Origin of the sequence: Sodalis sp. RH14, assembly GCF_047324285.1 — a bacterium.
Lineage (GTDB): Bacteria > Pseudomonadota > Gammaproteobacteria > Enterobacterales > Enterobacteriaceae > Acerihabitans.
In genome coordinates, this window is sequence record NZ_CP178739.1 from 5,310,000 (window position 1) to 5,323,160 (window position 13,161).

At 60.7% G+C, this 13,161-nt stretch carries 11 protein-coding genes; 4 read left to right on the plus strand and 7 right to left on the minus strand.

The genetic code is table 11. From position 1 onward, the window contains the following. Positions 1-347: 347 nt before the first annotated feature. The 7 genes from uvrD to ACL2XQ_RS24320 all read right to left on the minus strand — a co-directional run bounded on the left by uvrD (position 348) and on the right by ACL2XQ_RS24320 (position 8,673). Positions 348-2,510, minus strand: a complete 2,163-nt coding sequence (uvrD, locus tag ACL2XQ_RS24290; protein WP_410013184.1) for a DNA helicase II — start codon at positions 2,508-2,510, stop codon at positions 348-350. A 58-nt stretch (positions 2,511-2,568) separates the two neighbouring features. Next, a complete protein-coding gene (gene yigB, locus ACL2XQ_RS24295; RefSeq protein WP_413721594.1) occupies positions 2,569-3,285 on the minus strand; it encodes a 5-amino-6-(5-phospho-D-ribitylamino)uracil phosphatase YigB in 717 nt (238 codons plus the stop codon). Then, positions 3,285-4,196 carry a tyrosine recombinase XerC gene (gene xerC / locus ACL2XQ_RS24300; RefSeq protein WP_410013182.1) on the minus strand — a complete coding sequence of 304 codons (912 nt, stop codon included), beginning with the start codon at positions 4,194-4,196 and terminating at the stop codon, positions 3,285-3,287. Before xerC ends, yigB begins: the two co-directional genes overlap by 1 nt. After that, positions 4,193-4,897: a DUF484 domain-containing protein gene (locus ACL2XQ_RS24305; protein ID WP_410013181.1), complete on the minus strand. Its 705-nt coding sequence runs from the start codon at positions 4,895-4,897 to the stop codon at positions 4,193-4,195. Before ACL2XQ_RS24305 ends, xerC begins: the two co-directional genes overlap by 4 nt. Beyond that, positions 4,894-5,718: a diaminopimelate epimerase gene (dapF, locus tag ACL2XQ_RS24310; protein ID WP_410013180.1), complete on the minus strand. Its 825-nt coding sequence runs from the start codon at positions 5,716-5,718 to the stop codon at positions 4,894-4,896. The genes ACL2XQ_RS24305 and dapF overlap by 4 nt, the downstream gene beginning before the upstream one ends. 69 nt (positions 5,719-5,787) lie before the next feature. Continuing rightward, the gene (lptM, locus tag ACL2XQ_RS24315) at positions 5,788-5,979 is read right to left on the minus strand and encodes an LPS translocon maturation chaperone LptM (RefSeq protein WP_410013179.1); all 192 of its coding nucleotides are present in this window, start codon (positions 5,977-5,979) and stop codon (positions 5,788-5,790) included. 141 nt (positions 5,980-6,120) lie between these two features. Continuing rightward, a complete protein-coding gene (locus ACL2XQ_RS24320) occupies positions 6,121-8,673 on the minus strand; it encodes a class I adenylate cyclase (protein WP_413721595.1) in 2,553 nt (850 codons plus the stop codon). Between the two features lie 295 nt (positions 8,674-8,968). On the opposite strand from ACL2XQ_RS24320, the gene hemC reads away from it, so the two are divergent. Genes hemC through hemY form a run of 4 tightly spaced genes read left to right on the plus strand, consistent with a single transcriptional unit; the run spans position 8,969 to position 13,130 of the window. Further along, positions 8,969-9,919 carry a hydroxymethylbilane synthase gene (hemC, locus tag ACL2XQ_RS24325; protein WP_410013177.1) on the plus strand — a complete coding sequence of 317 codons (951 nt, stop codon included), beginning with the start codon at positions 8,969-8,971 and terminating at the stop codon, positions 9,917-9,919. Continuing rightward, positions 9,916-10,656: a uroporphyrinogen-III synthase gene (gene hemD, locus ACL2XQ_RS24330; RefSeq protein WP_410013176.1), complete on the plus strand. Its 741-nt coding sequence runs from the start codon at positions 9,916-9,918 to the stop codon at positions 10,654-10,656. The genes hemC and hemD overlap by 4 nt, the downstream gene beginning before the upstream one ends. Positions 10,657-10,679: 23 nt before the next feature. Next, positions 10,680-11,888 (plus strand): uroporphyrinogen-III C-methyltransferase, encoded by a 1,209-nt coding sequence (gene hemX, locus ACL2XQ_RS24335; protein WP_413739775.1) that lies wholly within the window; start codon positions 10,680-10,682, stop codon positions 11,886-11,888. A gap of 3 nt (positions 11,889-11,891) precedes the next feature. Beyond that, a complete protein-coding gene (gene hemY / locus ACL2XQ_RS24340; protein ID WP_410013174.1) occupies positions 11,892-13,130 on the plus strand; it encodes a protoheme IX biogenesis protein HemY in 1,239 nt (412 codons plus the stop codon). Positions 13,131-13,161: the final 31 nt, after the last annotated feature.

The window sequence follows — 13,161 nt, forward strand, 5'->3', positions numbered from 1 at the left end:
GAAACGCATTAGAAAGCAGAAACCGGGGGTGAGAATGTCACCGGCAAGTTTCAGACCATCACAGATCTGACTCAGAGCGACACATAAACGCGGGTCGCTGACAACCACTGAGGCCATCAGCAATAGGGATAGCCTTAGTGGGTGTACCTGATAAACAGATTAACGAGCCAGTATCTACTGGGGGCGTCCAAGGCGTAATCCTCTAATCATAATAGTGCGCGCATGTTACGCCGAGATGAAAAAGACTGTCAATACGCAAGCGGCGCAAAACTGTATATTTCGCGTACGATCGGCTGATTTAATCAGTAACCGCGCGTGAACGGACCCGTTAGCCGAAACCAGGGGGATTATACCGTTTCCAGGCGGGCGTAAGCCGCCACCAGCCACTTGATGCCCTGACCCTGGAAAGCAATCTGCAACCGGCTGTGCTCGCCGGTGCCCTCGAGGTTTATCACCGTGCCTTCGCCGAACTTGGGATGGCGCACCCGCTGCCCCAGCGTAAATCCGCTGTCGTTTTCACTGACCGGGGTACCCATGCGCTGATGGTTGGCCGGCCGGGTGACGCTTGCGCGCAGCCGCACCTCCTCGATACATTCCTCGGGCAGTTCGCCGACAAATCGCGAGGGCCGGTGAAAGGCCTCCTTGCCGTACAGCCGGCGGGTTTCCGCGTAGGTGATGGTCAGCTTTTCCATGGCGCGGGTGACGCCCACATAGGCCAGGCGGCGCTCTTCCTCCAGCCGACCACCCTCGTCCAGGGACATTTGGCTTGGGAACATGCCCTCCTCCATGCCGACGATAAACACCTGGCGGAATTCCAGCCCCTTGGCGGAATGCAGGGTCATCAGCTGCACCGCGTCCTGGTTGGCATGGGCCTGTCCTTCCCCCGCCTCCAGGGCGGCGTGGGATAAAAACGCCTGCAGCGGCATCAAATCCTGGTCTTCATCCTGGTAGCTGTACTGCCGCGTGGCGGTCACCAGTTCCTCCAGGTTTTCGATGCGCGCCTGGCCCTTCTCGCCCTTTTCCTGCTCATACATGATCCACAGGCCCGAGTTCCTGATCACCCGGTCCGTTTGCACATGCAGCGGCAGGTCGACCGTTTCCTCCGCCAGGGCATCCACCAGTTCGACAAAGCGCTGCATGGCCGACGCGGCGCGCCCGGCCAGCACCCGATCGCGCAATAACTCGCGGGTTGCCTGCCAGAGGGTCAGTTGCCGATCCCGGGCCGCCTGGCGCACGACGTCCAGCGTACGGTCGCCGATGCCGCGCGTCGGGGTGTTGACCACGCGCTCGAACGCCGCGTCGTCATTCCGGTTGGCGATCAGGCGCAGGTAGGCCAGCGCGTCCTTGATTTCCTGGCGTTCAAAAAAGCGCTGGCCGCCGTAAATGCGGTAAGGCATGGCGTTTTGCAACAGCGCCTCTTCCAGCACCCGGGACTGGGCGTTGCTGCGATAGAGGATAGCGCTGTCGCTAAGCGCATTGCCCGTTTCCTGCCAGGTGCGGATGCGGTTGACCACAAAGCGCGCCTCGTCCAGCTCGTTGAACGCGCAGTAAACCGAAATCGGCTCGCCCTCGGCGTCCTCGGTCCAAAGGTTTTTCCCCAGCCGGCCGCCGTTATGGGCGATGAGGGCATTGGCCGCTTTGAGGATATTGCTGGTGGAGCGGTAGTTCTGCTCCAGGCGCACGGTGTGGGCGCCGGGAAAATCATCCAGGAAGCGCTGGATATTCTCCACCTGCGCGCCGCGCCAGCCATAGATTGACTGGTCGTCGTCGCCGACAATCATGACGTTGCCGCTATCGCCGGCCAGGAGCCTTATCCAGGCATACTGGATGCGGTTGGTGTCCTGGAATTCGTCCACCAGGATATTGCTGAAGCGTTCGCGGTAGTGCTTGAGAATATGGGGTTTGTTCAGCCACAGCTCGTGGGCGCGCAGCAGCAGTTCGGCAAAATCCACCAGTCCCGCGCGATCGCAGGCTTCCTGGTAGGCCTGGTAGATGCGCAGCCAGGTGGCCTCCACGGGGTTGCCGTAGCTCTCCACATGCTGCGGGCGCAGGCCCTCGTCTTTTTTGCCGCCGATATACCACATGGCCTGGCGCGGCGGCCATTGCTTCTCGTCGATATTGAGCGCGCGGATAATGCGCCTGAGCAGCCGCAGCTGGTCCTCGCTGTCGAGGATCTGGAAATCCTGCGGCAGATTGGCGTCCATATGATGGGCGCGCAGCAGGCGGTGGGCCAGGCCGTGGAAGGTGCCGATCCACATGCCGCCCTGGGCGGTGCCGATCAGATGTTCGATGCGATGGCGCATTTCCGCCGCCGCCTTGTTGGTAAAGGTCACCGACAGGATAGAATAGGGCGAGCAGTTCTCCACCGACAGCAGCCAGGCGATGCGATGCACCAATACCCGCGTTTTGCCGCTGCCGGCGCCCGCCAGGACCAGCAAATTGCCGCGCGGCGCCGCTACGGCTTCGCGCTGTTTGTCGTTCAGGCTGTTGAGCAGATCGGAAACGTCCATAGAAGGCCTTCTTTATCCGGCGTTAAGGTACTGGTTATTTATACAGACATAGTGAGGATTATAACAAGGCTGTCAGGGAAGCCAACTGCGAAATTTCAATATGAGGCAACAAACGGGCATCCGCGGCCTGGAAAAAATTGCCGCCGCGATCGTTTACCCAGCACGCCTGCAGGCCCGAAGCGACGGCGCCGGTGATATCGGCGGTTAAATCATCACCGACGTGCAGGATGTTTTCCGGCGCCAGCCCCAGCCTTTGCGCCGCGATATGATACATGTCCCGGTACGGTTTGGCGCGTCCGTCGGGACCGGCGCGCAGCACAAAAGCAAAATAGCCGCCCAGCCCGCAGGCCTCGGGGGAGGCGTTGCCGTTGGTGATGGCCACCAGCGGCCAGCGTTCGCCCAAAACGCTTAAGGTCCGGTGGGTGTCGGCTGGCACATCGATGTCGCTGCGCCAGCGGGCAAAACTCGCCATAAAGGCGTCCGCGCCGGCCCGGGCCGCGCGCGCGTCCAGCCCCTGGTTGCGCATGGTCAGCTCGACCGCGCGCCAGCGCCACTGGCTGACGTCATGGTAGATATCCGGCTCGCGCCGGCGCAGCTCGGCGCGGATGCGCTGGAAGTGGCCGGCGTCCAGATCTTTCAGCGCCGGATGGTACCGTTGCAGGAAAAGCGTCGATTCCCGCTCGGTACGGGCGATAACCGGACGGTTATCATACAGCGTGTCGTCCAGATCGAAGGTCAATGCGCGAATCTCGCGCAGGGGGCGATAAAAATGCATCAGCTTTTACCTCGTTTGGCTCGTGGATGCGCCGCATCGTAAACCAATGCCAGGTGCTGGAAATCAAGGTGGGTATAGATCTGGGTGGTGGATACATTGGCGTGGCCGAGCAATTCCTGTACCGCGCGCAGGTTGCCGCTGGATTCCAGCATATGGGTGGCGAACGAATGGCGCAGCTTATGCGGATGGACATGGCTCTCCAGTCCCTGTTTGACGCCCCACTCGGCAAAACGCTTTTGCACGTTGCGCATGGAGATGCGCTTGCCGGTCCTGGCGACAAATACCGCGTTATCCACCGGGGCGAACCGCTCACGCAGCGCCAGCCAGTGCTCCAGCCAGACGATGGCGGTCTTGCCCAGCGGCAGCTTGCGTTCTTTGTTGCCCTTGCCCACCACCCAGACTTCGCCCGCCGCCAAATCGATATGGCCGCGGTCCAGGTTGACCAGCTCCGCCAATCGCAGGCCGTCGCCATACATCAGTTCCAGCATGGCGCGATCCCGTACCGCCAGCGGATCGTCGGTATTGATATCCAGCAGACGGTTCACTTCGTCCACATCCATGTTTTTCGGCAGGTGGCGGCCGCTGCGCGGCGCCGGCACGCCTTTGGCCGGATTGGCCTTCAATTCGCCGCGTCCGACCAGCCAGTCGAGAAAGCTGCGCAGCGCCGAGAGCCGCAGCGCCAGGCTGGCGGCCTGCAGACCGCGGCGTTTGCTGCGGGTGGCCATCGCGCGGACATGGGTCACGTCGAGCTGGGGCCAGGCGGTCAGGCCCAGCTCGCCGGCTATATCGATCAAGGCGGTTAACTGGCGATCGTAACTGGACTGCGTCAGCGGACTGAGCTGCCGCTCCACCCGCAGGTAGCGCAAAAACGCATCCACCTCCGGGCGCAGCGGCGAGACCTGGAGGGTCATGAACGCCCGACCCAGCGGGCCAGCAGGCCGGGCAGCAGGATGGCCAGTTGCTGTAACAGCACCGTGCCCATGCCGGACTGATAATGCTGGCTGTCGCGGCTGGTAAAGGTCAGCACGCCCAGGTCGCCTTTTTCCCCCATCAGGGAAATCGCCACCGAGCCGACCTGCCGCGCCTGGGGCAACAGCTGCAGCAGTTCGGGGCCGTTCAGGCCACCCAGATAATGGTTGCCCTGCCCCAGCCGCTGGATGCGCAGGGGCTCAAACGCGGTGCGGGAAATGCCCAGGTGGGTAAAATCCGACGGCGCGCCGATATACCATTTATCGGTGAACAGCCTGACATGCGCCCCGGACAAGCCCAGGCCGCGCGCCCAGCGCTGCAGGCGGTTAAGCATATCCAGCAGGCTGTCGGCGGCCGCCAGATCGGACTGCAGATGCAACAGCCGGTTAAACAGCTGCTCGTTGGCGCTCGCCTGCTCCATCAACAGGGTAATCTCTTCCTCCAGCTGGCGGATATGATTACGCTGGCGGGCCAGTTGCCACTCCAGCAGGGAAACGCTGCCCCGGTTGACATGGGGCACGCGCATCTGCTCGACCTGGCAAGCGTTGCGGATAAAAAAATCCGGGTTTTCCAGCAGAAATTGCGCCACCGTGCTGTCGTCCAGCCGCGCCGCGGTCTCCAGTTGTTCCCCGACATGCTTCATAGATGTATAAATCCGTCGTAGATATGGGTTGCCGGCCCGGTCATATACAGCGGATTGCCCGGTCCTTTCCAACTGATGTCCAGCGTGCCGCCCGGCAGGTCGACGCTGACGCGCTCCGCCAGCAGCGCCTGCTGAATGCCGATGGCCACCGCCGCGCAGGCGCCGCTGCCGCAGGCGCGTGTTTCCCCGGCGCCGCGCTCGTAAACCCGCAGGCGGATGTGCTGCGGGTCTATCACCTGCATAAAACCGATGTTCGCCCGCTCCGGGAAACGCTCGTGGTTTTCAAGCAGCGGCCCCAGCGTCTCCACCGGCGCGGTATCGATATCCTCCACCGTTATCACGCAGTGGGGATTGCCCATGGATACCACGCCGCACAGCACGGTTTGCTCCGCCACCCGCATGATATAGGTCTTTTCCGCCTTGGTGGCGCGGAAGGGCACCATCTGCGGGTCAAAATTGGGTTCGCCCATATTGACCCTTACCAGTTCATCATCGGTAATGGTTAATATCATACGGCCGGTTTGGGTACTGACGTGTATTTCACGTTTGTTGGTTAAACTTTTCATCCTGACAAAACGGGCAAAACACCGCGCGCCGTTGCCGCATTGCGCCACTTCGCTGCCGTCGGCGTTAAAAATACGGTAATGAAAATCCAGTTCCGGGTCGTAGGGAGGCTCCACTACCAGCAGTTGGTCGAACCCGACGCCATAATGCCGGTCCGCCAGGCGACGGATCAGCTCCGGCGAAAAGTAGACATTTTGCGTCACGGCGTCCACGACCATAAAGTCGTTTCCCAGACCGTGCATTTTGGAAAACTGCATAATTCACTCCGCTGAGTAACCTTACGCGCAGCATAGCGCGTCTCTAAAGCCGATGCGACTGAATCGCGGTTACGGCTGCGCCGACGTCGAGGCGCCGCCGGGATTCGCGGTTTGCACAGGCGTTGGCGTAACCGTCCTGGCGGGTTTCGGTTTGGCGGTGGTTTTCTCGGCCGGCGGGTAATATAGCGGACCTTTCAGCCCACATCCGTTCAATCCCAGAACTAAAAACGCCAGGGTAATAAGGCGTAACGGGTTTTTCATGCGCTTAGCTACCTGTTATTCATACTTTCAGGCTAACTATCATCGCAGTTAGATGCTGAAAAGCAATAGGAATCGAATGCCGGCGCCGCCGGGCGCCGGGCATCGGCGGGGGGAAACAGGCGCGCCACACGGGCGGGGCGGCTAGTTCAACCGTGCCTGCTGCGGCAGTGACGACGCGTCATGCTCATAGGCCGGCGCGCACAAATGGGACAGTACGCTGCTGCGAAACGGCACCACCTGGATACGGCCGTCCAGCTGCACAATCTGGTAAAACTGCGGCAGGTTGAAGTTGATAAAGCTGGAACCGTAGGTGAAGCGGTCGTGGGACGACGAATAAAAACGGCTCACATCGCGCACCAGCTCTTCCTTGCTGCCTTCGCAATGGTGGTAAGCCTCGACCCGGTTGGTCTCGTCCAGGATATAAATGTTAAAGCCCTGGTCGTCGGCGCTGTCTTCAAAAAAGAACTGGATTATGCCTTCGCTGGCGAAACCGTCCACCACCGGCGGTAAATGAATTTTTTCCGTTTCCATCTGGATCGACAGGCCATGCAGCTTATTGTTGGAAATGGCGCCGTAGAATTCAATGGCGTTTTCCAGTTTCTGCACCGAGACGCTCAGGCGTTCAAAAAACAATCCCCAGGTCTGGCCGGCTACCCGGACCGCTTTAAACCGCGCCGGATCCTGGCGGGTGCTGGATAGACGCAGTTCGATGCAATCCGCCACCAACTGCTGCACCCGGGTGCGGATAAGTCCGCGCAGATGCTGGCTGTAGCAGAACACTTCCACCGTATCAGGCGGCGCGGCGTCCTGATGCATCTTGCCGAGGATGGTTTTCAACGCTTCCAGTACCGCCTGCTCGCCGTTGAAATGCAGGGTGCGCACCTCATTCCACGAATTGCGGTACAGCAGGTCGATACTGCCCACCAGGCACTCCTGCTGTTGGCCGAAGCTGAACACGTCCAGCTTGCGGAAATCAAAATGCACCACCTGGTTGCGGAAAACCGCGGTCGGATCGTGTTCAAGGTTGACGATGATCGCCAGATGGCGGATTTCGCAGGGGCTGTAGAGCGCCTTGGGCGTCGGCGCCGGCACCCGCAGCGGGAAATTGCGCGACACATCCGCCACCAGTTCCTGCAGCCGGGGCAGATCGCACAGGTCGCTGCCCTTGATATGCAACTGGGTCTTTTCGGTCAGCAGGCCGTTAAACCACGCCCAGGCCACCAGCTTGTTCAGGTAGCGGTTATATTCCAGCGGCTGGTGGCTGATGATGGATTCCATCGCCGGCGACTGGTTATACAGGTACCAGCCGGCCCGGTTGGCCCGGCCCTGGGGCACATGGATAAACGTGAGGTTCGGTTCGGACAGATCGGGGGAGATCTGCGGGTTAATCAGCGTCACCTTGCCCGGCAGCGCTTCAAACGCCGCGTAGAGTTTACGGGTCAGCACCCCGATATCCTGCGGGCTGGCGCTGACGCTCAGGTTATTGCGGCGCGCAAAGCGAATCAGGTTACGGTAGCTTTGCATCATGGCGTCGAGCAGTTCGTTATGCGCCTCACGCACCTGGCCGATTTTCCAGTTGGCGCGGTCGTCGAGCATGCTCAGGCGCGCTTCGTCCCAGCCCCACTCCTTGACCTGCTGGCTTAGGATCTCGCGGCGCCAGACGACGCTTTCAGGCGTCAGCGAGAGCTTTTCGCAGACCTTGAGGTAGAAACAGCGCCGCACCAGGTCCAGCCGGGTGGTGTCGTTAATCTGGGTCAGGTAGTGGGTCACGCGCTCCAGCATCATGCAATAAGGATCGAGGCCGTAGGAGACTATCTCGCCGTCGTGCAAATGCTGCTTGATATTCATGGCCAGCAGCTGGGTATGGGGATATTCCCAGGAATAGGCCTCCAGCAGCAGGGTCTTGAGCACCGCTTTGTACGGGGAATCGATGCTTTTATACAGTTGCCACAGGCTGGCGCCGAAATATTCTTCGGCGGACAGCGTGCCCAGCCCGCCCAGATCGAGCCATTCATTGGGGGTCAGCGCGCCGCGGGCATAAAGCGACATGACGTAATCGTCATAATGCTCTTCTTCGTCGCCCGGCACCATATTCCATAAAATGCGCTTGCCGGCCATGCGCACCGCGGTGCGGTAGAATTCGTCCAGCAACAGGATATGCTGGGTGGAACCGCAGTCTTCATCACCCAGGCTGCCGCTTTCGTTATGGCGGAAGCGGTTTTCATCAATCAGGAAGAAGTTGACGTCCACGCCCTTGGTGCCGGCCCATTTTTCCAGCAGGGCGCATTTGCGCTGCAACTGATAACGTTCTTCGTTATCCAGCCAGGACTGATGGCAGACCCAGATATCCAGGTCGGAATTGGCGTTCTGCCCGATGGACGAGGTGCTGCCCATGGAGTAAACCCCGGTGATCGGCCTTTCCCCGCTGGCGGGCGTCACCATCGGCTGCGCGGACTGGCGCTCAATATCGGCTATCCAGGCGGCCTGGCTTTCATCGCACGTGTAGAAGCAAACGCCGCACGGAACGTTACCTTCTAGGTAACCCGGAAGCATTGGATGATGATAATGTAATAAGGTTGGCAGCAGACTGTAGACTTGCTGAAAGGCCGGCCCCATGGCCGCCAACGCCCGATCCACCCGTAATTGGTTGATCGCGTCCAGTCTCTGTTTCAATGTCTCGATGTAGAAGTACAAGACGTCTCGCCTGGTTATCCCGGTGCCTAAGAGCCTATTTCCATACCCGGCCGGAGTGTTGTTTTGAAGATGGGTCGGCCGGTAATTGCTGGAAACGTGATCAATTTAACACCTTGCTGTTTGACCGTAAAGAAAGTTAAGCTACCCGTTAATTATAACACTTTTCCCCGCGGCAACCTTTAATTCCCGATTATCGGCACTTCACCCCATGCCGCCATCACCGGATCCTGATAACTTACAGCGTTTTACTATCGATGGTAGAATGGTTAAAGAATGTGAGAAACGGTAACCCAGAATGCAAGATACCCTGATACGCATCGCCACCCGGCAGAGCCCGCTGGCGCTATGGCAAGCACAGTATGTTCAGCGCCAGCTGCAGCTTCATCATCCCGATTTACGGGTGGAACTGGTACCCATGGTGACCCGCGGCGACATTTTGCTGGATACGCCGCTGGCCAAGGTGGGCGGCAAAGGGCTTTTTATCAAGGAGCTGGAGCGCGCCCTGCTTGAGGATCGCGCCGATATCGCCGTGCACTCCATGAAGGACGTGACCGTCTCATTCCCCGACGGGCTGGGGCTGGTGACCATTTGTGAGCGCGAGGATCCCCGCGACGCCTTCGTCTCCCCGGCCTACGCCAGCCTGGACGAGCTGCCGCCGGGCGCCGTGGTGGGCACGTCCAGCCTGCGCCGGCAGTGCCAGGTACGGGAACGCCGTCCGGATCTGGTGATCCGCGATCTGCGCGGCAACGTGGGCACGCGCCTGGCCAGGCTGGATCGGGGCGAATACGATGCGATCATCCTGGCGGTGGCCGGACTGAAGCGCCTGGATCTGCAGGATCGCATCCGTACGCCGCTGGAACCCGAGCTGTGCCTGCCCGCTGTCGGCCAGGGGGCGGTCGGCGTGGAATGCCGTCTGGACGACCGACGTACCCGCGCGCTGCTGGCCCCGCTGCATCACCGCGCCACCGCCACTCGCATCAGCGCGGAGCGCGCCATGAACGCCCGTCTTGACGGCGGTTGCCAGGTGCCTATCGGCAGCTACGCCGAAATTCAGGGCGACCGGATCTGGCTACGCGCGCTGGTGGGCAGCCCCGACGGCGGCAGGGTTATCCGCGCCGAAAGCAGCGCTCCCCTGGAGGAAGCGGAAGCGTTGGGCATCCGCCTGGCGGAGGAATTGCTCAGGCAGGGCGCCCGGGAAATCCTCGATCAGGTCTATGCGGCGGAAAACCAGGATTCGCCGCAATGAGCATCCTGGTCACGCGCCCGTCCCCCGCCGGCGAAGAGCTGGTGAACCGCTTGCGCGCGCGCGGCCGATCCGCCTGGCACCTGCCGCTTATTGATTTTGCCCCCGGAGACGAACTGGCCCGGCTGCCCGAACGCCTGGGCGCGCTGCGGCCGGGCGATCTGGTGTTTATCGTCTCGAAACATGCGGTCAATTATGCCCACCCGTTTCTGACCCGCCGGGGCCTGTCCTGGCCGGAAACGCTGCAATACCTCGCAGTCGGCCGCACCAGCGGCCTGCTGATGCACACCGCCTCCGGCCTGCCGGTGGACTACCCCCACGACGGCGAAAGCAGCGAACATCTGCTGCGCCTGCCGTCGCTACAGCGCGTCGCCGGACTGCGGGCGCTGATCCTGCGCGGCAACGGCGGGCGGGAAGTACTGGAGGAGACGTTGCGGCAACGTGGCGCCGAGGTCGCGTATTGTGAATGCTATCAGCGCAGCCCGGTGCATTACGACGGCGAACAGCAAAGCCGGCGCTGTCAGCAACTGGGCATCAATACTTTGATCATTACCAGCGGCGAAATGTTACAACAATTCTATACTTTAATTCCTGAGTACTATCGCGTCTCATGGCTGTTGCAATGCCGGCTGGTCGTGGTGAGTGAACGAATCGGGGCTTTAGCCCGCCAATTGGGCTGGACGGACATCGTCGTAGCAAACGCGGCAGACAACGATGCGCTTATGCGTGTGCTGCTCTAAATCTAATCATGGGATAGGCCAATATGACGGAACACACTACTCCAACGACTCCGCAGGAAGATGCAACCCGAGCGGCGGATACGCCTAAGCCCTCGTCATTCGCGCCCGGCGATACGGCGGCGGGTACCGCCAAGGCCAATCCTCCGGTCGGCGGGACGAAGGCCCCCAAGAGCGGCAAAAAGCCCCTAGGCGTCATCCTGGCGGCTATCGCCATTATCCTGTCCCTGCTGCTGGCCGCCGCGCTCTATATGTACGGCGTCCGGCAGGCAAAAACGCAAAACGCGCTGAATCAACAGCTGCAATCCCGCATCGAGGCATTGCAGCAAGCGCAGCAACAGCAGCAGCAGCAATCCCAGGCGGCGTTGCAGCAGCAGGGCCGGCAGCTTGGCGCCGCCCAGCAGCAGGCGGCCGTCCAGGACAGGCAGTTAAGCGAATTGCGTGATAAAGTCGCCACCATCTCCGGCTCCGATGCCAATACCTGGCTATTGGCCCAGGCGGATTTCCTGGTCAAGCAGGCCGGCCGCAAGCTCTGGAGCGATCAGGATATCGTCACCGCCGGCGCGCTGCTCAAGAGCGCCGATGCCAGCCTGGCGGATATGAACGATCCCAGCCTGATGAACGTGCGTCGCGCCATAACCGAGGATATTGCCGCCCTCTCAGGCGTCAGCCAGGTGGATTTTGACGGGATTATTCTGAAAGTGAACCAATTGTCAAACCAGGTGGACAACCTGCGCCTGGCCGACAACGACAGCGATGAATCCCCCATGGACAGCGACGGCGGCAGCGAGCTGTCAAGCTCGGTGCGCGAATGGCGGCAAAACCTCAGCAAAAGCTGGCACAACTTTATGAATGACTTTATTACCATCCGCCGTCGCGATACCAGCGCCGAGCCGCTGCTGGCGCCAAACCAGGATATCTACCTGCGTGAAAATATCCGCTCGCGCCTGCTGATTGCGGCGCAAGCGGTGCCGCGCCACCAAAATGAAATCTACCGGCAATCCCTGGAAAGCGTCTCTACCTGGGTACGCGCCTATTTCGACGCCGATGATGCCAATACCCGCGCCTTTCTCAGCGAACTGGACGACCTGAGCCAGCAGAATATCACCATGGATGTGCCGGCACAGTTAAGCAGCCAGCCGCTGCTGGAGAAACTGGTGCAGACGCGCGTGCGCAACCTGCTGGCGCAGTCGTCGGCCTCGGTTGCTAATGCCCCCGCCGCTCAGGGAGAATAAACGATGCTACGCGTATTGTTGCTGTTCATCCTGCTGATTGCCGGGATTGTGATCGGGCCGATTATCGCCGGCCATCAGGGTTATGTACTGATCCAGACCGATAATTACAATATCGAGACCAGTGTGACCGGTCTGGTGATTATCCTGATTGTGGCGCTGGTGGCGCTGTTTATCGTGGAGTGGGTGTTGCGGCGCGTTTTCCGTACCGGCGCGCGTACCCGCCGCTGGTTCCTGGTGCGTAAAAACCACCGCGCCCGCAAACATACCAAAGCCGCGCTGATGAAACTGGCGGAAGGCGATTACCGGCAGGTGGAAAAATTGCTGACCCGCAACGCCGACCACGCCGATCAGCCAGTGGTCAATTACCTGCTGGCCGCCGAGGCGGCGCAGCAACGGGGCGACGATATTCGCGCCAACCAGCATCTGGAGCGGGCCATGGAGGCGGCGGATAACGATCAGCTGCCGGTGGATATCACCCGGGTGCGCATCCAGCTGGCGCGCAATGAAAACCATGCCGCCCGTCACGGCGCCGACCGTTTGCTGGAGATCGCTCCGCGTCATCCGGAGGTGCTGCGCCTCGCCGAGCAGGCGTTTATCCGTACCCGCGCCTGGCAGGCGCTGCTGGATATCCTGCCGGCCATGCGCAAAGTGCGGGTCTATGAAGAGAGTAAAATCCAGTCGCTGGAGCACCAGGCCTACAGCGGATTGATGGACCAGATCATGGAGAACGAGGGCAGCGAGGGCCTGAATAGCTGGTGGCGCAATCAAAGCCGCCGCACCCGCAACGATCCCCAACTACAGATCGCGCTGGCGGAACATCTGATCGTCTGTAACGATCATGAAACCGCCCAGGCTATTATCGTCAAGGGATTGAAGGACCATTACAACGAACAGCTGCTGTTGCTGGTGCCGCGTCTGAAAACCGGCGATCCGGAGCAGCTAGAAAAAGTACTGCGCCAGCAGATCAAGCAGCAGGGCGCGTCCCCATTGCTTAACAGCACCATGGGTCAGCTCTTGATGAAGCGCGGCGAATGGCAGGCCGCCGCCGACGCGTTCCGCGCCGCGCTTGCCCAGCGTCCGGACGCCCATGACTACGCCTGGCTGGCCGATGTGCTCGATCGCCTGCGTCTGCCGGAAGAGGCCACGCAAATGCGCCAGGAATCCATCAACCTATCGCTGCAAGCCCCGCAGCAGGCGCAGCCCGTCCCGCAGCCAGACCCGGCGCTGAAACCTTTGCCATAGGTAACCCGCCCCGGTTTGGATTAAAAAAAAC